Raw genomic sequence first — 20,267 nt, forward strand, 5'->3', positions numbered from 1 at the left:
GAAGATCGATACTTTGCTGAAAACGCAAAATAGTTCTTCTAAATAATGTTACGCTTATTTTCTTTATTTTAAAAAATATCATGTAACTTGTACTGTTTCCGCAAAACAAGATACTTTGTCGTACACTTTATTTAACGCATGATTTAAAAAGAAAAATAATGAATGAATATAAAAATAGCAATCAAAATTTAATAAATACCACATTGCCAGTTGGAGGGGAAGGAGTTGGTGCGCCTAGTTTAATTGTAAAAGAGGAGAAAAACAATAGTGAGGAATATAGCGTTGGTTATTTTAAGAGACCTAACGTTTTGTTTTTTGATGTAAATGAAACTTTGCTCGATCTTAATATGATGAAAAAAAGTATTGGCGCAGCGCTTGGTGATCATCCTGAATTGATGTCGTTATGGTTCACTACAATGCTTCAGTATTCATTGGTTACCACAGTTGCAAACCAATATCATGATTTTGGAACAATTGGAGCCGCTGCACTTCAGATGGTTGCCCACAAAAATGGAATTGCTATAACTGATCAACAAGCTAAAGATGCTGTTGCCCAAATTTTATCATTGCCTGCACATCCAGAAGTGAAAGAAGCACTCTTGCTGTTAAAAAAAGAAGGTTTTAAATTGGTTGCCTTCACTAACTCATCCAATAAAGCGGTAGAAACGCAACTTAAATATGCGGGAATTCATGATCTATTTGATGATGTGTTAAGTATTGAAGATGTAGGTAAATTCAAGCCACATGTTGATACTTATAATTGGGCTGCCAAAAAAATGGGATTAAAACCGAATGAATGTATGTTGATAGCGGCACATGGTTGGGATGTTGCCGGTGCAAATTGGGCAGGTTGGCAAACGGCTTTTGTCAGCCGTCCGGGACAGCAATTGTTTCCGCTTGCAAATTTACCTGAAATTAATGAAGAGAATATTTTATTAGTTGCTCAGAAGCTAATTTCAATACCGTTTCAGCAGTTCTAATCATTGAAAAATTAACGTACCGATTTTGGAATTCAACTATTGAGTGGCATTTATCCGAAGATGAAATTTTAGTAAAAAGATTAGCTTGGGCCAAAAATTCCATAAAAGTTAATAAAAGAATGGAAGAACGGTATTTTGAAGAGAATTCAAGGTGTTGTAAACGGACGCTTAAATTAGATTTTAGAGGTTTGCTGAGTTATTGCGAGGAACGAAGCAAACATATCTTTCATTTTCTATTGATTAACGCTTGTCGTTGTGGGCACGGATTGCAAATCCGCGATATCGGGGACATTAGCTTTGAGCTGTATTGTATTTATGGAGCCAATTGCCAACTCCGTTTTAGTATCTTTTGGCAGATGGTTTTTTATATTTTATTATTTTCGTCTTGCTTTATTGCTAATTCTTTTTGTTCTTTCGCAATTTTTTCGACCCAATCTTTTTTATTTGAATCGCTGATTGCTAAATCATAATGTTTAATTGCTTCATCAAAATTTCCAATTCTTCTTTCCATTTCAGCAATTAAATAATTAATGTTTGCAATTACTGATTTGTCTTCATATTCATTTTTATCTAAAGCTGAAATCAAATTATCTTTAGCTTTTGATTGGAATTCTTTTCTAAATTCAACTTGTTTATTATTATTGCGTAATAAATACGAACCTGTGACATAACAAAAGGCAATTTCTTTATTTGATTTTTTTTGTAATTCCTTGATTTCGCCTGCAATCAAACATTGTTTCGCATCGTCAATTTTCGTGTCATCAAATTTTGTTAGATATTCTTTAATTTTAATTTTTTCTTCTCCATTCAGTTCTGTTTTGAAGTCATCAATATAACCGGAAAAATGACATTTTGGACAAGTGTTTATTAGTCCTTCGTAATGTTCTCCAATTGCACCTTGCTGTTGAAAATCTTTAAAAGAACCAAAAGTTGTCATACTCATCGTTACACAAAATGTTACGTTTTGTCCATCTATTGGGCATTTTACAGTTTCATTTTCACAAGTATGCGCATTTGCAAAATTTTGCCCCATTAAAAGGATTATTGTAATTAAAATTATTTTTTTCATAGTTATTTCTAATTATTTAACTTCTTTATTTTTTAAGATATTTGCTAACGTTCCGATACTAAAACAGGTTTATGAAAGTCAGCCACTTTATAATACTTTCAAGTTATAAAAATTGCGCAAAGTCAGAGACATTTGCGCACCATTTACGAAAAAATTATTTATTTTTAGGACTGTTATTGCACCTTTACTTTAAGTGAATCATAGCTATTCGAATTTGAACCAATCAATCCATAAACGGTTTCGCCTTGTTTGATTGTTTTTCCATTAAGATCAAATTGTATTAATTCATTTTTAAAATTCTTATTTGCTGAACTTGCAGCAATCATATTACCAGCAGCTAATCCTGGGCCTGCTATCAATCCAATTGGAAATGTGTTTGCAGGTTTAGTTTCAGTATAAAATCCATTTGATGTGGTTGTAGTTCCTGATTGTAATTGAACTGGAGCTAAAAGTAAGTACCATAAATAGGAAGCTGGACTTTGTTTGATAGTTTTAAATAATTTTTCAGTTTCAATTAAACTAACTTCATTACCGTTTTCATAAGAAAGTTTAAAATCTCTTCCCAAAACTATTTCTTTTTCGGTATTATTTGTAATCTTAACTGCAATTAGCTTAATGTTATTTTTAGTTTCTTTCTTTTTATATTTTTTTCCTAACAAATCATATTTGTATTCTAGTAAAATATTGTTTTCAATACTTTTTGAAGCGTAATTTATTGTTTCAGGATTTATTTTTTTATACCCAGAAGCGCAACTATTCAAAAGCATTGCAAAAACTAAAAGCGAACTAATTTTAATCATTTTTTTCATTTTGTAATTTATTTTAAGGTTTAATATTTATTCTTGTTTTTTACGGTTTTGGTTAACGGTTTATAACTTGTCAAAGAAGCGGGGAAGTATCTTTTTTAAAAATAATTCTATACTAGTTAGCCGCTTTGCAAACGCTATGATTTGTTTTTATAATTTAAGTTGGCACTCGTTGCAAACGAGCGCCAGTGGGATGTGTTGGCAGACGTTTTTTTATTTAGTTTAGACTATTAAACCAAGTTTTAAATTCATCAAGAGCATTTCGTTCTATTAATCTTTCAATAGTCATTTTCTCTACAGCTTGAGTGTTTAATAACTTTTTTACTTTTGATTCTCTTTTCTTTTTTTGTATTTCATCTAAATTATCCCAAAGTTTTTCCGGCGTTGTTTCGTACAATCTTCTTGCAACAATATTTGGAACATCCATTAGATCTGTAATTTGTGGTAATTCGACTATTGTTCCATTAACTGCATAAGCTTCTTCAATTGCCTCTTTTGTTAAATAGCTTTCAAGTTCAAGTTTAGTTGTATTAAATGCAGTTTTATTAGGTTCTAAATTTATTTTATCAACATATAGTTTATAGTTAGGAATGTCATTGTCATAAATATGTACTTCAGATTTGTTTAGACCATCTAAATACTTATTATCTATATAAAACTTTAAGCAAGAACCACCTGAAATTATTATTCCAATATCGTTTCGTAATTCTAGATCTTTAAATTGATTATCGTGAGTATTTAGTATTTTACTGTATCTAATTAAAGCATTAATATCGTGATTCCCTTCGACGAATAAAAGCTTATTTATTTTATCGCTTGGATTAGGCAATACACCCAAAGCTTCAATGATTTTATCTATTGTATTTTCGTTTACTTGTTCTGTATCGAAATCAATTCCGTATTCAATTATATTATCATTGTTTTCATTTTTGGAGATATAAATAAGTGATTCCATTGGAATCTCTTTCACTAAATTAGAACTATGAGTTGTAAAAAGAACTTGCACATTATTTCTTTCACTTAATTCACAAAGTGATTTTATTAATATTTTTTGATGGTTTGGATGCTGAGCAGTTTCGGGTTCTTCTATACCATAAATAATTGATGGAGAATTTTTTTCTATTTTCTTCTTTTCAGCTTGTGCTTGAAAAAAACTCAATAAAACCAATCTTTTTACACCGCTACCTCTTTTATTTAATGGAATGTTTTGTTCGTTTAGTAAAGTTAAATCAAAAATTTTATCCCAACTTGGTAATTTATTAAAATCCGATTTCATTGTCTCTGCTAAACTAGCATCAATCTCTTTTAATTTTTCAATTGTTCTATCGGCTACTTCGGTAGATTTTTCCTTTATTTGGATTTCAATTTGCTGTAATAGAGCTTTTATTTCAGGAATAGCTAAAGTTTCTTTTATTGCCTGTTTCATTGGATCCTGGACATCTTTATCTTTATCGTCAATAGATTTATCAACTTTGAATAATGAGTATATTGGTAAATATCCATTTAATTTAGGCCACAAAGTTTTTAAATTGTTTTCCGTGTCTAAACTACCATCAACTTTAATTTCCATCAATATTTTTTCACTATCAATAACTTCCCTTATGGCTTTTCTTAATAATGGATTTTTGGTTTTATTAATTCCTTCTAAATTGGCTTCTACTTCAATTGCTAGAGCTTTTAGAGGTGAGTTTTTCAGACACAAAATGTTTTTTAATCTATCGTCAGAATGATGATTTGCAACAATAGAAGTTGATTTTGAAGTAGTATTTCCAATTTTAAAACACTTTTTAATTTCTAACTTATTATTTTCATTTAGCAATGATTCTTCTTCTAGCGAAGTTTCTACGGTTGCATCTAAAATTAAAGTTTCTGGTAAATCATCAAAAATACAGGTTATTTCTATTATGTCTGAATCTGAATTAACCGACAAATCATTTTTATCAATTTCATCATTAAAAAAACAACTCAATGATTCTAATATTGTTGATTTTCCAATATCATTTTTTCCAATAATACAAGCCAAATCATTCATTTTGAATGAAGTTTCTGTTTGGTAATTTCTAAAATTCTTTAATTTTATTTCTGATAACTTCATTTATTTGATTTTTGGGTCAAAATGTCTGCTAATTAGTATATGGGTATGACGCTACAAGACCTATCACCCCAAAATAGTATAGATAGGTCTGATAAACTTCAGACTTTATTTATTTTCAAATATATAAATAAATCGCTGAAAATACTTATAAAACAAAACAGTAATTAATTTACCTTCAAATATATATTCTTTGCTCACAGGATTAGTATGGGAAACCGTAAACGGAGTTATGTACCGCAAAATCCCTAGCCCCGACAGCAGTGGAAAGCCTATGCTGGTTGAAAACTGCTTTTTTCTGGTGGTGGTAGAGCGACCAAAGGAAGCTCCTGACAACGGCTAGAAAAAGGGTTTGAAACCAAATAGCTTGCAGCGTAAGGCTGGAATTGCTCCTGAAATAAATTCAGGATAAAAATTCAGGATAAAAAAAAATTCCCCAACTACTTTCGTAATTGGGGAATTTAATTTAAGGTATCGAAACGATTATTAGTTTACAATAACCCATTGTCCAGAAGCGATTAAGCTCTCGGCTTTTTTATATTTCATTTCCTGCGTTTGTCCGTTAGCCACGTTTTGAATCGTTACGTTGTCATTGCGATTGATTTTTGGCATATCTCTCACGATAGTTTCGGTAACTTGTCGTTGTTGCGTTTGACCAGCTTCACGATTTGAAGCTTCACTACTGATGATTTCATCTTTCGAAGTAGTGTAATCTTCTACCGGAGCAACTTCTTTCGCTTCTTGAATTTGTTGGTTTTCCTGAGCCGGTAAATCTCCTTTGAACAAGAATGAAATTACCTCTTTGTTGACATTGTCAATCATGGCTCTGAACAAATTGAAGGCTTCCAGTTTGTAAATTAGCAACGGATCTTTTTGTTCGTGAACTGCAAGTTGAACCGATTGTTTTAATTCGTCCATTTTACGCAAGTGTTTTTTCCAAGCTTCATCTACAATTGCCAGAGTGATGTTTTTCTCGAAATCAGCCACTAGTTGCGCACCTTTTGTGTCATAAGCTATTTTCAAATCAGTAACCACATTCAACGATTTTATTCCATCCGTAAACGGAACAACGATGCGCTCAAATTGGTTGTTTTTATCTTCGTAAACGCTTTTTATGATTGGGAAAGCTTCTCTGGCACTTCTTTCCGTTTTCTCTGTATAATATTCTAATGTTGCTTTATACACTTTTCCTGTTAACTCCATTTCGCTCAACTTAGTGAACTCACTTTCGGTAACCGGTGACGTGATTGAGAAATAACGAATCAATTCAAATTCAAAGTTTTTGAAATTATTAGTTGCTTTATTATCATCAATGATTAGTTCGCAGGTATCATAAAGCATGTTGGCAATATCCAATTTCAATCGCTCTCCAAACAAAGCATGACGACGACGTTTGTAAACTACCTCACGTTGTGCATTCATAACATCATCGTATTCCAATAAACGTTTACGAACGCCAAAGTTGTTTTCTTCTACTTTTTTCTGAGCCCGTTCAATCGATTTTGTCATCATCGAATGTTGAATCACTTCACCTTCCTGTAATCCCATTCGGTCCATTACTTTAGCGACTCTTTCAGAACCAAACAAACGCATTAGGTTATCTTCAAGAGAAACATAAAACTGAGAACTTCCAGGATCACCTTGACGTCCTGCACGACCACGCAACTGACGGTCAACACGACGTGAATCATGACGCTCTGTTCCTACAATTGCTAATCCCCCAGCGGCTTTTACTTCGGCAGATAATTTAATATCGGTACCACGTCCCGCCATGTTTGTTGCAATAGTTACCACTCCTGGTTTTCCGGCTTCTTCAACAATTTGCGCTTCTTGTTTGTGCATTTTTGCATTCAATACGTTGTGTGCAACACCACGCATTTTCAACATTCGGCTTAATAATTCTGAAATCTCTACAGAAGTCGTACCAATTAAAACCGGTCTTCCTGCTTTAGATAATTCGGTTACGTCTTCAATAACGGCATTAAATTTTTCACGAGTCGTTTTATAAATAAAATCCTCTTTATCTTTTCTTGCCATTCCTCTGTTCGTAGGAATTTCTACAACGTCTAATTTATATATTTGCCACAACTCACCCGCTTCAGTTACTGCAGTTCCAGTCATTCCTCCCAGTTTGTTGTACATTCTGAAGTAATTCTGTAACGTAACGGTTGCAAATGTTTGAGTAGCTGCTTCGATTTTTACATTTTCTTTGGCTTCAATCGCTTGGTGCAATCCGTCAGAATAACGACGACCATCCATGATACGACCGGTTTGCTCATCAACAATCATGATTTTATTATCCATGATTACATATTCTACATCTTTTTCGAATAAAGCGTAGGCTTTCAAAAGTTGTGTCAAAGTGTGAATACGTTCGCTTTTTACACCGAAATCCTGAAACAATTTTTCTTTTTCTTCAGCTTCCGTGTCTTTATCTAATTTTTTCTTTTCGATAGCGGCAATTTCAGTTCCAATGTCCGGAAGTACAAAAAAGTCAGCATCAGTATCTCCAGAAAGGTATTGAATTCCGTTATCTGTCAATTCAACTTGATTGTTTTTTTCTTCTATAACAAAATACAATGCCTCATCAATCTTGTGCATTTCTCTTTTGTTATCCTGCATGTATTGATTTTCAGTTTTTTGAAGCAATTGTTTAATTCCTTCTTCACTCAAAAACTTGATTAATGCTTTATTTTTTGGCAACGCTCTGTAAGCTCTAAGTAATTGAACTCCACCTTCTTTAGTTTTCGCCTCCTTGATTAACTTTTTTGCTTCAGATAAAAAACCGTTTGCCAACTGTCTCTGTATGCTTACTAAGTTTTCAATTTTCGGTTTCATTTCCATGAATTCGTGACGATCTCCTTGCGGAACCGGACCTGAAATAATTAATGGAGTTCTGGCATCATCAATTAAAACTGAATCGACCTCATCGACAATCGCGAAATTGTGTTTTCGTTGCACTAAATCCTCTGGCGAATGTGCCATGTTATCTCTTAAATAGTCAAAACCAAATTCATTATTGGTTCCGTATGTGATATCAGCGTCGTAAGCTTTTTTTCTTCCTTCTGAACTTGGTTGGTAATTGTCAATACACTCTACAGACATACCATGGAATTCGAATAATGGCGCTTTCCAGGTACTATCTCTTTTTGCCAAATAATCATTTACGGTTACTAAATGCACACCGTTTCCAGTCAATGCATTCAAGTAAAGCGGTAAAGTTGCCACTAATGTTTTTCCTTCACCTGTTTGCATTTCAGCAACTTTTCCCTCATGCAAAACCATTCCGCCAATCAATTGAACATCATAGTGAATCATGTCCCAAGTAATTTCTTTCCCTGCAGCACTCCATGAATTTGCCCAAATAGAAGTATCACCATCTAAGGTAATGTAACTTTTTGTTGCTGAAAGTTCACGGTCTTTTGGAGTTGCCGTTACCACTATTTGCGTGTTGTCTTTAAAACGTCTTGCTGTTTCTTTTACCACTGCAAAAGCTTCCGGAAGAATTTCCATCAATGTTTTTTCCGAAATATCGTAGGCTTCTTTTTCAAGTGCGTCAATAGCTACGTAGATATCTTCTCTTTTATCAATATCTACAATGTTTTCAACTTCTTGTTTCAGAGCTTCAATTTTCGTGTCTTTTTCCGAACGAGCTTGTTTTATTTTGTCTTTAAAAAAGATCGTTCTCTCTCTAAGTTCATCATGTGATAATGTTTTTAGAGGTTCTTCGAAAGTTTTTATTTTGTTGAGATAAGGTTGTAAGGCTTTGACATCTTTTTGAGATTTATCCCCAACAAAGACTTTAATAATACTATTTATAAAACTCATGATATGTTTTTATTTCTAATTGTGTAATTCTGTAAATTTAAACCAAAAAAAAGCCTCTTTTGAGACTTTTTTATTGGTTTACCTTTTAATATTCATCCTCATTCCAAAGATAATCTTCGTCCGTCGGATAATCTGGCCATATTTCTTCCATTGATTCATATATTTCGCCTTCATCCTCGATAGATTGAAGGTTTTCTACTACCTCTAATGGAGCCCCTGCTCTAATAGCGTAGTCAATAAGTTCGTCTTTGTTAGCAGGCCACGGTGCATCACTAAGATAGGATGCTAATTCTAATGTCCAATACATCTGTTGTCGATTTAGTTTTGTGCAAAAATAAATTTTTTACTGAAAAATACAAGTAAAAAATGATTTATTTTTAGTTAAAGTTAAGAACGTTTTAATTAGTATTCAGTGTTTGGTCCCGACGCTTCAGAATTATTGTTCAGCTTTAAACTGCAAACTTACAACTTTAAACTCCCAACTACTTCCTCGGAATCCATTGAACTTCGGCAGCTTTCAAGTCATGAGACAACTTTCGTGCCAACACAAAAAGGTAGTCAGAAAGTCGGTTCAAGTACTTGATTGCGATTTCAGCAACGGGTTCATTGTGGCTTAAATGGACCGCTAAACGCTCTGCTCTTCGACAAACACAGCGTGCAATATGACAATATGACACGGTAGTGTGTCCGCCAGGAAGTACAAAATGAGTCATTGGAGGTAATGCTTCTTCCATAGTGTCAATTTCATTTTCCAATAATTCAATATCAGATTCGATAATTCCCAGGTTTTTCAAACGAAGTTCTCCATTTTTCATTACTACTTTTTCCGCAGGCGTTGCTAAAATAGCACCAACAGTAAACAAACGATCCTGAATTTCAATAAGAATTTCTTTGTAATGCGCATTCATTTCTTGATCGCGAATCAAACCAATATGAGAATTTAATTCGTCAACGGTTCCGTAACTTTCTATTCGGGCATGGTCTTTTGGAACTCTGGTTCCTCCAAAGAGTGCTGTTGTTCCTTTATCTCCAGTTTTTGTATATACTTTCATCCATCGAAGGTTTATTTGATTTTAAAAAAAAACAAATTTAGGCTATTAATTTTATTATTGCCGCAACAAATCGTTCCAGTGAATTTTCACTTAGATCAAAATATAAATCGGGTTCTATACATTCAATTTCCATTAAATAGAGTTCGTTTTCAATAAGGATTCCGTCAACTCTTGCATACAGTAGATCCTTTGGTAACGAATCAACAATTTTTTGTGCTTTTTCAATTACTTCCTTATTAGGTTGAACCAAAGTATATTTTCCTCCAAAGAGGGATTGTACTCTAAAATCGCCTTCAACGGGTTTTTTATTTACCGCGTGAGAGAATTTTTTATTGAAAAAGATAAAAGAAGTTTCACCCAATGTTTGAATTTCCGGCATGAATTCCTGCAAAAGCAATTCTTTGTCAGCCGCAATAGTTTTGTATTTCTCGCTAATGGCTTGAATTTCGGAAATTTCGAAAACTTCGGTAAGATAAGATCCTGCCGAAAATGCCGGTTTTATTACGGCTTTTTTCCAGTGTGGAGGAATCAGTTCAACAAGATTGAGATGTTCTGTCTTGTCAATGAAAACGGTAGGCAAAATGGTGATTCCTTGCTGTTCCATTTCACGCAAATAGAACTTATGAATGTTTTGCGTGATTATTTTAATTGGGTTCAGCGTTTTTATTTCCAGTTGCGCTATTTGGTCAAGCCAAATTTTAAACTCGGTTTCTTTTTCGAAATAGTCCCAAGTATTGCGAAAAATTAAATAATCAAAATCATTCCAATTGATGGTTTTGTCATCCCAAATAGCGGCGGTGGCTTCTATATTATGTTTGGCTAAAGCCGGAATTATTTTTCGATCTTCGGGATTTAAATCTGGAAGTTTTTCGCAGGTTAGTATAGCGATTTTCATTTTTGAGTAGGTGTTATTTGGAAAATTAAATGGTATCGTGTTTGGGATTTCCTAGCCCGGATAAAAGCGGCATCCTCTTTCTTGACATTCAGACGAAGGAAGAATGGCAAGAAAGAGATAGAGCGGATAGCCGGAAAAAGCTCCCGAAAAAAAACTATTTGGTTGTATCGCTTTCAATAAGTCCGTCACGCAAACGAATGACTCTGTGAGCATATTCAGCAATTTCCTCCTCGTGTGTTACCAGAATCACGGTGTTGCCATTGGCGTGGATGTCTCCAAAAAGTTTCATGATTTCGAGCGATGTTTTGCTGTCCAGATTTCCGGTTGGTTCATCGGCAAGGATGATAGAGGGTTTGTTGACCAAAGCGCGGGCAATGGCTACACGCTGGCGTTGTCCTCCTGACAGTTGATTGGGCTGGTGGTCCATTCTGTCGGCAAGATTTACCTGTTCAAGAACTTCAGTGGCGCGTTTGTTTCTTTCTGATTTAGAATAACCGGCGTAAATCATCGGTAAAGCCACGTTGTCTAAGGCGGTTGTTCGGGGTAAAAGGTTGAAAGTCTGGAAAACGAATCCGATTTCTTTGTTTCGAATTTCAGCTAACTCATCATCTTTCATCTGGCTGACGTCCTTTCCGTTCAGAATATAAGTCCCGGAAGTTGGCGTGTCTAAACAGCCTAATAAATTCATTAAAGTTGATTTTCCAGATCCTGAAGGTCCCATTAATGCAACATATTCGCCTTTATTTATTTCTAAATCAATGCCTTTTAGAACATAAACGATTTCATTTCCAAGTACAAAATCTCGTTTGATATTGGTTATTTTGATTAGCGGGTTTGCCATTAGAATATATGATTTTTGACCTCCTACTGCGCGTAGGCTGCTATTAAATTAGATTTTAAAAGTACAAAAACTTTTGAATTATTAATAAGTAGTTGTTTTTTAAAATTTGTTACACATACTAACTGCTGAAATTTCAGACTTTACTTTTATTTTTTTTGACCTGCTGCCGTGGTAGTGGTCTTTTTAAGTTCACGTTTACATAAAATTTGGGTTTGATATTTTATATAATTTTAATCTAAATTTATAGAATTCACACTTTTATAATTTTTATTTCACAATTAATTAAATAACTTACATAATTATTGGGTATCTGTTGAATATAACACAACGTTACTTACATTTGTTTAATAATAATTAATCAAACCGATATTATGAAAAATACGAAATTAGTTTTAGGATTAGCGGTAATCGCTATTGGATTTACATCTTGCAAAGATGAAAAAACTGAACAAGCAGAGAAAAAAGTGGACACGTATGTAATGTATGTAGATTCATTAGGTAATGTTACTGCTGAAGACGCTAAAAGCAATTGGGAAGGAATAGAAGCTGCTTACTTAATAAGAAGCGGAGAAGCTGAAGCAGCTATCGCAAACATGAAAGATAATGTGGAGGCGCAAGCACGTCTTGACGCAAGTAGAGCCAAATATGAAGCTTTGAGAGCCAAATATGAAGTTCAAAAAGCGGAGGCTGAAGTAGCTGTAGCAGCGGCGGCACCTAACCCAAAACAACAACTACGAAATGCATTGTTTGGTGAAGGAAAAATGGGTGAGGATATGAATTTTAATTGGGTAAATGCAACGAATATTCATAATGTTTACCAACAATTTGTACATACTGCTGAGGATAATAAAGACAGATATTCTCGTGAAGACTGGGATGAAATTAAAGTAATGTATGAAGCATTGGATAGCAGAAAAAATACTGTTGAAAAAGAAGGACTTTCTTCTGAAGATAATAGAAAAATTGCTGGTTTGAAAGCAAAATTCGGCCCAATGTATACATTGAACAGAATGGGAGCTAAATCAGGAGAAATGAAAAGAGCTAAAGAATAGCGAATAATAAATTCAATATTAAAAATGACAGTCAGCAATGGCTGTCATTTTTTTTACGTTAAATTCTTATTATAAAATGTTCCTTAGGTTGTTCTCTTCTAAAAAACACTAGTCCCCACTGAAACGTATCAATAGTTACCGTCACTTTGGGATGTTTTTTTATGATTTCCCACGCCTCTTCCATTTGTGACGACCAATGAATATCATCGAATATCCAAACAGTTTCGTTTGTAATTGTCGGAAGTAATTCTTCGAAATAATCTAAAGTCGCTTTCTTGGAGTGATTTCCGTCGAAATAAATTAAGGAAAAGTGTTCAGTGTTTAGTTTGAAGTGTTCAGTTGTAGTTTCTGGTGATGAATTTCGTTTCTCTAAATAAGAATTAAACGTAGTTACAATAGATTCTACATTGTTGCAATTGAATTTTTGGAATTGTAATTGAGCAATTTTTGCAGTTTCTGGACAACCTTCTAAAGTGATTATTGTTGCTTTTCTTACAACGCTTCGGGACGCAAAAGAAAGCGCCGAAGTAGCCAATCCTAATGAAGTTCCAATTTCTAAAATAGTTGAAGGCTGAAAATAATTGGTGATTTTGAATAATAATTCGGCTCGCTTCGAAGAAATTCCTGCTGTTTTGGCAATCTTGGAAATAACTCTAATATTCGATTTGAAAACTTTCGAACCCGCCCCAAAATCAGTGACTTCAATCGTATTGTTGTTTGCTAAAAGCGAGTTTCGGTACTTTTTTAAAACAGCATATTCCGGTTTTGTCTTTTTGTCATAGAAACATTTCGTCAATAAATTAAAGACGAACGGAGAATGTACAGCATGCTCATTTTTTGAGTGCCAAAGGAATTGTAAATACGATTTTATTTGGAATAACATAAAGATAGCTGCAAAGTAGGCGCGAAGATAGTAAGATAATAGTCGAAAGTCAAAAACGAAACAACATCTTAATGCTTGGATTTGCAAGTTTATAAGTTTAGAACTTTACGACTTTAAAAGGTATATATTTGCGCCCTTGAATTTGCACAAAAATAAGACCCATTTTTTATAATAATGAATGAACAGATAGAGCATAAAAGTGCCATAAGCATAGAAGAAATCGACCGTTGCATCGCTATTTTGGCACAATTGAATACCGATACTGACCAAATATTTGATATTCCAAAAGAACAACGTACCGCTTTAATCAAAGCGGCGGGAATGTTTTCCAGACCCGATCGTGACGAGCTTTCCCGGAGAAAAAAAGACGGAAAAGTGGCTGCCAAACGCAAAATGGAAAAGCGAGACCGAACTGCCCGAAAGGAAACCGGAATTCGGTATGCCCGTGAAGCAAGCGTTTTTATGGCGCCAAAACTTTTGGCTTACAATGATCTTGTAAACAAAGAACAATTGGAACTGGAAACGTCACGAAACTGTTACGTGTGTAAAACGGAGTTTACTAAAATGCACCATTTTTACGATACGATGTGTATAGATTGTGGTGATTTTAATTATGCCAAACGTTTTCAAACCGCAGATGTAAAAGGGCAGGTCGCCGTTATTACAGGCTCTCGTCTGAAAATTGGGTACCACATTACGTTGATGTTGTTGCGTGGTGGAGCCACAGTTATTGCAACGACTCGTTTTCCGGTGGATTCCGCTTTGCGTTTTTCTAGGGAAGCTGATTTTATCGATTGGGGACATCGATTGAAAATTCACGGATTGGATTTGCGACACATTCCCAGTGTGGAGATTTTTTGCAATTTTATAGAGCAAAAGTACGAGCGTTTGGATATTTTAATTAATAATGCGGCGCAAACCGTGCGGCGTCCCGCCGGATTTTATACGCATTTAATGGAAAACGAGGATCGTTCCATTGCTTCTCTGCCGCAACAGGCGCAAGAATTATTACTAGATCATACCAATTGTCTGGATGAATTAAAAGTATTGACTTCAGGAGCTTCCTCCAATCAAAATATGCCCGTGACTTGGCACGGACCAGAACCCGGAATTGGGTTGCGGGCTTCCGCCAAATTATCCCAGATTCCGTATTCGTTTGATAATGTCTTGGTGGCGAATGAAGTTTTTCCGGAAGGAGAACTCGATGCCGATTTGCAACAAGTGGATTTGAGAAAAACCAATAGCTGGCGTTTACGTTTGGGACAAATAGAAACCACTGAAATGATCGAAGTGCAACTGGTAAATTCTGTAGCGCCTTTTGTATTATGTAACCGCCTTTCGGAAGTAATGAAGAAAGAGAACACCGGAAAAAAACACATCATCAATGTGTCGGCAATGGAAGGGAAGTTTCATCGCTTTTTCAAGGAAGACCGTCATCCGCATACCAATATGGCAAAAGCAGCTTTGAATATGCTGACCCACACTTCTTCGGGAACTTTAGCAAAAGACGGGATTTTTATGAATGCGGTCGATACCGGTTGGGTAACCGACGAAGATCCTGCAGAATTGGCCAAAAGAAAACAGGAAGAAGAGGATTTTCAACCGCCATTAGATATTGTGGATGGAGCAGCACGAGTGATGGATCCGTTGTTTGACGGTATCAACACAGGAAAACATTGGTGTGGGAAGTTTTTGAAAGATTACAATCCGATTCCTTGGTAAAAGCGATAAGTTTATAAAATACAAAACCACAACAGAATTAAATTTGTTGTGGTTTTTTTATGTGTTAATGTCAGCATTTTTTACTATTCTCGCAGCATTTTTTCGACCTATTTTTGTAGAATGGGTAAATGGCGGATTACAATTCCCCAAATCACGTCATCCGAAACCGAATCATAACCGTGAATTATTCTATTTCTAACATCTACTATTTTTCGGGAGTTCGAAATAATTATTTCACTATCTTCTTTTAAAATTCGGTTCATTGCTTCACCAATGATTTCAATATTCCTTTCGACAGCTCTTTTTGTTCTTATGTCATTTTCAAAGACTTTAAATTCTTTAGATCTGTCAATAAAATAACTTTCAATTTCATTAATGGAACTTAAAATATCATAAAGCCAAGTTTTAATATTATTGTCCATAAATCAGTTGTTTATTTTGATTTATGGTTTTTCTAAAATAAGGATTTTTTATTGCTTTTTCTTCAAGCAAATCAATTTCTCTTTTTAATATTGTCTCTAATGAAAATTTCAAATCATAATAATTATCTGCATAATCTAAGACATCTAGCGGTTGAAATTCAACGATTAAGTCAATGTCACTATCCGGATTGAATTTTTCAGTTAAAACAGAACCAAATGCATACAATGACTTAACATTATGCGTTTTGCATAATTTTGTTATATCAGCGTTATGGCTTTCTATTGGATTCATGGTGTAGATAGTTTAATTCAAAAATACGCAAAATAATTCATTTACGGGAATTGTTGTAAAGGTGAATTCCTATTTGATTTATTATATGGTTCAATGTTGTGAGCGCAAAGTCAGAGACATTTGCGCAGCATAATCAAGAAATATTGTGTATTTCGCTAACTCAACTTAAAAAAGAGCAATCGGCAATTCATGTTGACGGCTACCATCTTTAGCACTTGATTCAAACAAAACCAGCGTCAATTTAGAATTCTCTCGTTTTTTCTGAACAGCAATTGTAAAATCAAAGTTGCCCCACTCGGGAGCTCCCGCATCAGTCGTCTGAAATCCCGTCTCTAACTCGTCGTGTCCGTCTTCAATAATCCAGTTGAAGCTTGCCTCAAATATTTGTCCTTTTCCGCGTACTCGGAATTTGTTTTCGTCTATCCGTTCCACAGTTACCTCTTTGAAGCGTACATTAGAATATTGCTTAGGCAAAAGAATTTCTGGCTTTTTAGCCTTTATTACTGTAGTGGTTTCAGGAATTTCCATTGTGGTATCCTTAGCAGTTGTGGTGCCTTGAGTTTCCTTGTTATTGCATGCGAATAAAAAAAGTGTCGATACTAAAATTGCCCATCTCATAAATTATATTGAATAATGTTTTTTTTTAATTAAATAATTAGTTTTAAGAAGATTTGGTATAGAAACATTGGGCAGAGGAATTATTCTTTAGCTTTAAAACGTTTTAATTCTGCTACTGGTTCAATAGCATGGTATCCTTTCCATATTTTAGGATCGTATGATTTTATGGCTACCAGTTTGAATTCATTTTCAACAACTTTCGTAACATCAGTATCTGTTACAAGGGAATGTGATAGATTTAAAAATTCGGTTTTAGTCGTAGAGTTTCCTTCAAATTTTATGTCTAATGATAGAATATCTTTGTCTTCTTTTGTGATTTCAATAAATTTCAAAGGACGGTTTACATAAAAATATTGACCTAATTCTTCAGAGGCATAGTGCAGGTAATAGTTCTTTTCGTCTGATTTTTTTCGGTACATTAAAATTCCTTTGTTGTTATTTTGGGCTACTTTAATGCCTAAGAGCCATTTTAAATTAACATTGTTTAGCTTTTCTCCTTCATCAAGTTGGAATTCAGCTCTAAGAACGGCATAATCAGACTCATTGATAAAGAGTTTACCGGTATATTTTGCTCTGCTTTTTTTTGGTGAAAATGAAAGTACAAATGCATAATCGTTATCCTCAGTAAAAGTAGTTCCTTCAAATTTGTAGCGGTACAAATCTGGATTGTTTATAAAATCATGCTCGGAAGAATTGATTAAATTATTTTTTTGTATGAATTCTGTTAAATTGTATTTGGTGGATATTAACAGAGTGCTTTTATCTGCTGTTTTAGATTTTGTTTTCTTTTTATTGAAATCTTTTCTTAAAGAAATGGTATCTCGAGAACCGATGAGTCCACTTTTAATGCGGTAATACTTTGTAGAATCTAAGTGCTTTAACATTGTTTTTATACCAATTTCTTTCAACTCTTCTGATGAGGTTGCACTTCCTTCATTTTTGAGAACAGTTGCTTTTAGAACGTTAATTTTATGCGATTCAAATGATTTATTATCTTTTTTTACGGTATGAGTATACAAATTACACAACATGTCCTTGTACTCTTTAGGAGGTGATTTAATCAAGGCATTGGTAAAATTTTGAACATCACTATTGACTTGCTTAAGCGCTTGTTTTGAAAAACCTGTCGACTGATTAACATCAACTACAACTTCTTTAGGAGACGTAGCATTTGATTTTCTCACAAATAACATGTCTTTAGTAGGATTATCGGTATTGCTATAATTTATAGAAAGATTAGCCTTTACCGCAGCCATGATAACGTAAGGATTAGGTTTTTCACCATTTACTGGTACATCATCCAATTCAAAAATAGTAGGAGTGAGTGCTATAATGTAATCTAGTTTTGATAATTGACTTACCTTAACTTCAAGATTTTTGTAGCCTAGATAGGTAATGGTTAGTGTATTTTCGTCTTGAATTGCAGTTTCAGCAAGGTTAAAAAAACCTTCGGCATTTGAGATCAAATGTTCTTTTTTATCAATGTTGATGGTGGCGTAGGGTATGGGCTCTTTAGTAGTTGCATCAATTATTTTTACTGAAATATTTTGTGACCAAGAATAATGAAAAAATAAAATCGTACTCAACAAGAGCAGGTATGGTATGAATTTAGATTTTTTTTTAATGGGTATGTTTGTAGATTTTACTTTCATTTGAGTTGATTATGAGTTTGCTGATTGAAATTGATAGTCAAATGTATATGTTATTTCAATACTCAAGTAGTGTAATTGTGCTAATTTTCTGTTAATATATTCATGCGAAAAACCCCACCACAAGCTACGATTACGTAAATTGGGATGGGGTTTTTACAATAATTGAATACAATTATAAGTTTTTTATCCTTCCATTTTGGCACTTAATTCAAACCAACGCTCTTCTTTAAGTTCCATCTTTTGGATTAGGTTTTGCAATTCATTTCCTTTTTTCTCAATATCGCTTTCCCCAATTTTCCCTTCCGAGAATAATTGTTCGATAGCTATTTTCTGAAGCTCTAAATCCTTGATTTCTTTCTCGGTTTTCTGGAATTCTTTTTGCTCATTGAACGTCAGGTTTCCAGTTGGATTGTTTTGTTTCCAGTCTTTCTTTTCGGCTTTGTTTTCCTCTTTTTGAGCTACATCAGTACTGTCTTCGTAGGCTCTGAAGTCAGAATAGTTGCCGGGAAAATTTTCCACTACACCATCACCTCTAAAAATGAATAAGTGATCCACAATTTTATCCATAAAATAGCGGTCGTGAGAAACCACTAAAAGACAACCTGGAAAATCCAAAAGGAAGCTTTCCAAAACATTCAGCGTCACAATATCCAAATCATTCGTAGGCTCATCCAGAATTAAGAAGTTTGGATTCTGAATCAAAACCGTACACAAGTACAAACGTTTCAATTCTCCACCGCTCAATCTATCGACAAAATCATATTGTTTTTTAGCATCAAATAAGAAACGCTCTAACAATTGCGAAGCAGAAATTAATTTCCCTTTCATCAACGGAATAAATTCTCCATATTCCTTAATAACATCAATCACACGCTGACCGGGTTTCGGGTTGATTCCGCTTTGTGTGTAGTACCCCACTTTTATTGTTTCGCCAATCACCACTTTTCCACCATCAAGCGGAATAGTTCCAGTCAATAAATTTAAAAAAGTCGATTTTCCTGTTCCGTTTTTCCCAATGATTCCGATGCGTTCGCCACGTTGAAAATCAAAACTGAAATTATCCATGATCACATGATCCTTGAATTTTTTGGAAATTTTGTGAAGCTCGATAATCTTGCTTCCCATGCGTTCCATGTTGATTTCCAGTTCTACTTTATTTTCACGACGGCGACTTTGTGCTTTTTCCTTAATGTCATAAAAATCATCTTGACGCGATTTTGACTTGGTTGTTCTCGCTTTTGGCTGACGGCGCATCCATTCCAGTTCTTTCACAAAAAGATTCTGCGCTTTATCCACACTCGAGTTTTCGGAGGCAATGCGTTCCTCTTTTTTCTCTAGGTAATAGGAGTAGTTTCCTTTGTATTGGTATAATTTTCCGTTGTCCAGTTCGATGATTTCATTACAAACACGCTCCAGAAAGAAACGGTCGTGCGTCACCATAAACAACGTAATATTTTCTTTGGTAAAATAACTTTCCAACCATTCGATCATCTCTAAATCCAAGTGATTCGTAGGTTCATCCAAAATTAATAAGTCAGGACGATTGATCAAAATAATAGCCAGTGACAATCTTTTTTTCTGTCCACCTGAAAGATTTTTTACTTTCAGTTTAAAATTTTCCAACTTCAGTTTGAACAAAATTTGCTTGTACTGCGTTTCAAAATCCCAAGCGTTATGCTGATCCATTCCGTCAAAAGCTTTTTGGTAAGCTTCTTCATCTTCTGGATTTTCTAATGCTTTTTCATACGCTTCAATCACTTTCAAAGTCTCATTATCCGAAGCAAAAATGCTTTCTTCAATCGTCAATTCTTCTTGCAAATTATTATTTTGCGAAAGGAAGGCCATTTTTATGCCTTTTCTTAAAACAACTTGTCCGGTATCTGATTCTTCAAGACCATTAATAATACTCATGATAGTCGTTTTTCCAGAACCATTTTTGGCTATGAAAGCAATTTTTTGATCTTTGTTAATTCCAAACGAGATGTCTTTAAACAACGTACGTTCGCCAAAAGATTTCGAGATATTTTCTACAGAAAGGTAATTCACAGGGCTAAATTTTTTGC

General features: G+C 34.3%; 17 protein-coding genes. 3 read left to right on the top strand and 14 right to left on the bottom strand.

Going from position 1 to position 20,267, the window contains the following annotated elements:
- The first annotated feature begins 158 nt into the window (after positions 1-158).
- A complete protein-coding gene (locus tag ACP7AT_RS12070; RefSeq protein WP_426064563.1) occupies positions 159-980 on the top strand; it encodes a haloacid dehalogenase type II in 822 nt (273 codons plus the stop codon).
- A gap of 364 nt (positions 981-1,344) precedes the next feature.
- Here the strand turns inward: ACP7AT_RS12070 and ACP7AT_RS12075 are convergent, their stop codons facing one another.
- The 8 genes from ACP7AT_RS12075 to ACP7AT_RS12110 form a co-directional block, all read right to left on the bottom strand.
- Entirely contained in the window at positions 1,345-2,049 is a 705-nt protein-coding gene (locus tag ACP7AT_RS12075) for a DUF2225 domain-containing protein (protein WP_426064564.1), read from the bottom strand.
- Positions 2,050-2,222: 173 nt separating this feature from the next.
- Complete coding sequence (locus ACP7AT_RS12080) at positions 2,223-2,858, bottom strand: hypothetical protein (protein WP_426064565.1); 636 nt, start codon at positions 2,856-2,858, stop codon at positions 2,223-2,225.
- Between the two features lie 214 nt (positions 2,859-3,072).
- A complete protein-coding gene (locus ACP7AT_RS12085) occupies positions 3,073-4,950 on the bottom strand; it encodes an ATP-binding protein (RefSeq protein ID WP_426064566.1) in 1,878 nt (625 codons plus the stop codon).
- A 483-nt stretch (positions 4,951-5,433) separates the two neighbouring features.
- A complete protein-coding gene (secA, locus tag ACP7AT_RS12090) occupies positions 5,434-8,775 on the bottom strand; it encodes a preprotein translocase subunit SecA (RefSeq protein WP_426064567.1) in 3,342 nt (1,113 codons plus the stop codon).
- 85 nt (positions 8,776-8,860) lie between these two features.
- Entirely contained in the window at positions 8,861-9,082 is a 222-nt protein-coding gene (locus ACP7AT_RS12095) for a DUF2795 domain-containing protein (RefSeq protein ID WP_007138072.1), read from the bottom strand.
- Between the two features lie 175 nt (positions 9,083-9,257).
- Positions 9,258-9,827 carry a cob(I)yrinic acid a,c-diamide adenosyltransferase gene (locus ACP7AT_RS12100; protein WP_426064568.1) on the bottom strand — a complete coding sequence of 190 codons (570 nt, stop codon included), beginning with the start codon at positions 9,825-9,827 and terminating at the stop codon, positions 9,258-9,260.
- Between the two features lie 37 nt (positions 9,828-9,864).
- The gene (locus ACP7AT_RS12105; RefSeq protein ID WP_426064569.1) at positions 9,865-10,722 is read right to left on the bottom strand and encodes an ATP-grasp domain-containing protein; all 858 of its coding nucleotides are present in this window, start codon (positions 10,720-10,722) and stop codon (positions 9,865-9,867) included.
- A 154-nt stretch (positions 10,723-10,876) separates the two neighbouring features.
- On the bottom strand, positions 10,877-11,563 hold the full coding sequence (locus ACP7AT_RS12110) for an ABC transporter ATP-binding protein (RefSeq protein WP_426064570.1): 687 nt from the start codon (positions 11,561-11,563) through the stop codon (positions 10,877-10,879).
- A gap of 371 nt (positions 11,564-11,934) precedes the next feature.
- Here ACP7AT_RS12110 and ACP7AT_RS12115 point away from each other — a divergent pair, with 371 nt between their 5' ends.
- Positions 11,935-12,615 carry a hypothetical protein gene (locus ACP7AT_RS12115; RefSeq protein WP_426064571.1) on the top strand — a complete coding sequence of 227 codons (681 nt, stop codon included), beginning with the start codon at positions 11,935-11,937 and terminating at the stop codon, positions 12,613-12,615.
- Positions 12,616-12,673: 58 nt separating this feature from the next.
- On the opposite strand, the gene ACP7AT_RS12120 is transcribed toward ACP7AT_RS12115, so the two are convergent.
- A complete protein-coding gene (locus ACP7AT_RS12120) occupies positions 12,674-13,498 on the bottom strand; it encodes an O-methyltransferase (RefSeq protein ID WP_426064572.1) in 825 nt (274 codons plus the stop codon).
- A 174-nt stretch (positions 13,499-13,672) separates the two neighbouring features.
- Between ACP7AT_RS12120 and ACP7AT_RS12125 the strand changes: the two genes are divergently transcribed.
- Entirely contained in the window at positions 13,673-15,220 is a 1,548-nt protein-coding gene (locus ACP7AT_RS12125) for an SDR family NAD(P)-dependent oxidoreductase (RefSeq protein ID WP_426064573.1), read from the top strand.
- A gap of 107 nt (positions 15,221-15,327) precedes the next feature.
- Here ACP7AT_RS12125 and ACP7AT_RS12130 read toward each other — a convergent pair whose 3' ends face one another.
- From ACP7AT_RS12130 to ACP7AT_RS12150, 5 genes are all read right to left on the bottom strand, one after another.
- Positions 15,328-15,642: a DUF86 domain-containing protein gene (locus ACP7AT_RS12130; RefSeq protein WP_426064574.1), complete on the bottom strand. Its 315-nt coding sequence runs from the start codon at positions 15,640-15,642 to the stop codon at positions 15,328-15,330.
- Positions 15,632-15,934, bottom strand: a complete 303-nt coding sequence (locus tag ACP7AT_RS12135; protein WP_426064575.1) for a nucleotidyltransferase family protein — start codon at positions 15,932-15,934, stop codon at positions 15,632-15,634. The genes ACP7AT_RS12130 and ACP7AT_RS12135 overlap by 11 nt, the downstream gene beginning before the upstream one ends.
- Positions 15,935-16,099: 165 nt before the next feature.
- Positions 16,100-16,552, bottom strand: coding sequence for a Gmad2 immunoglobulin-like domain-containing protein (locus tag ACP7AT_RS12140; RefSeq protein WP_426064576.1), 453 nt, complete (start codon positions 16,550-16,552; stop codon positions 16,100-16,102).
- Between the two features lie 80 nt (positions 16,553-16,632).
- The gene (locus ACP7AT_RS12145) at positions 16,633-18,204 is read right to left on the bottom strand and encodes a carboxypeptidase-like regulatory domain-containing protein (RefSeq protein ID WP_426064577.1); all 1,572 of its coding nucleotides are present in this window, start codon (positions 18,202-18,204) and stop codon (positions 16,633-16,635) included.
- A 183-nt stretch (positions 18,205-18,387) separates the two neighbouring features.
- A complete protein-coding gene (locus tag ACP7AT_RS12150; RefSeq protein ID WP_426064578.1) occupies positions 18,388-20,250 on the bottom strand; it encodes an ABC-F family ATP-binding cassette domain-containing protein in 1,863 nt (620 codons plus the stop codon).
- Between the last annotated feature and the right edge of the window lie 17 nt (positions 20,251-20,267).

This window comes from Flavobacterium sp. DSP2-3-1 (genome assembly GCF_049896865.1).
In the GTDB taxonomy this organism is placed as follows: Bacteria; Bacteroidota; Bacteroidia; order Flavobacteriales; family Flavobacteriaceae; genus Flavobacterium.

Coding starts and splice junctions, on each gene's coding strand:
- ACP7AT_RS12135 (WP_426064575.1), bottom strand. CDS start 15,934: ATGAATCCAATAGAAAGCCATAACGCTGATATAACAAAATTATGCAAA.
- ACP7AT_RS12100 (WP_426064568.1), bottom strand. CDS start 9,827: ATGAAAGTATATACAAAAACTGGAGATAAAGGAACAACAGCACTCTTT.
- ACP7AT_RS12110 (WP_426064570.1), bottom strand. CDS start 11,563: ATGGCAAACCCGCTAATCAAAATAACCAATATCAAACGAGATTTTGTA.
- ACP7AT_RS12080 (WP_426064565.1), bottom strand. CDS start 2,858: ATGAAAAAAATGATTAAAATTAGTTCGCTTTTAGTTTTTGCAATGCTT.
- secA (WP_426064567.1), bottom strand. CDS start 8,775: ATGAGTTTTATAAATAGTATTATTAAAGTCTTTGTTGGGGATAAATCT.
- ACP7AT_RS12115 (WP_426064571.1), top strand. CDS start 11,935: ATGAAAAATACGAAATTAGTTTTAGGATTAGCGGTAATCGCTATTGGA.
- ACP7AT_RS12105 (WP_426064569.1), bottom strand. CDS start 10,722: ATGAAAATCGCTATACTAACCTGCGAAAAACTTCCAGATTTAAATCCC.
- ACP7AT_RS12095 (WP_007138072.1), bottom strand. CDS start 9,082: ATGTATTGGACATTAGAATTAGCATCCTATCTTAGTGATGCACCGTGG.
- ACP7AT_RS12130 (WP_426064574.1), bottom strand. CDS start 15,642: ATGGACAATAATATTAAAACTTGGCTTTATGATATTTTAAGTTCCATT.
- ACP7AT_RS12075 (WP_426064564.1), bottom strand. CDS start 2,049: ATGAAAAAAATAATTTTAATTACAATAATCCTTTTAATGGGGCAAAAT.
- ACP7AT_RS12140 (WP_426064576.1), bottom strand. CDS start 16,552: ATGAGATGGGCAATTTTAGTATCGACACTTTTTTTATTCGCATGCAAT.
- ACP7AT_RS12120 (WP_426064572.1), bottom strand. CDS start 13,498: ATGTTATTCCAAATAAAATCGTATTTACAATTCCTTTGGCACTCAAAA.
- ACP7AT_RS12125 (WP_426064573.1), top strand. CDS start 13,673: ATGAATGAACAGATAGAGCATAAAAGTGCCATAAGCATAGAAGAAATC.
- ACP7AT_RS12145 (WP_426064577.1), bottom strand. CDS start 18,204: ATGAAAGTAAAATCTACAAACATACCCATTAAAAAAAAATCTAAATTC.
- ACP7AT_RS12070 (WP_426064563.1), top strand. CDS start 159: ATGAATGAATATAAAAATAGCAATCAAAATTTAATAAATACCACATTG.
- ACP7AT_RS12085 (WP_426064566.1), bottom strand. CDS start 4,950: ATGAAGTTATCAGAAATAAAATTAAAGAATTTTAGAAATTACCAAACA.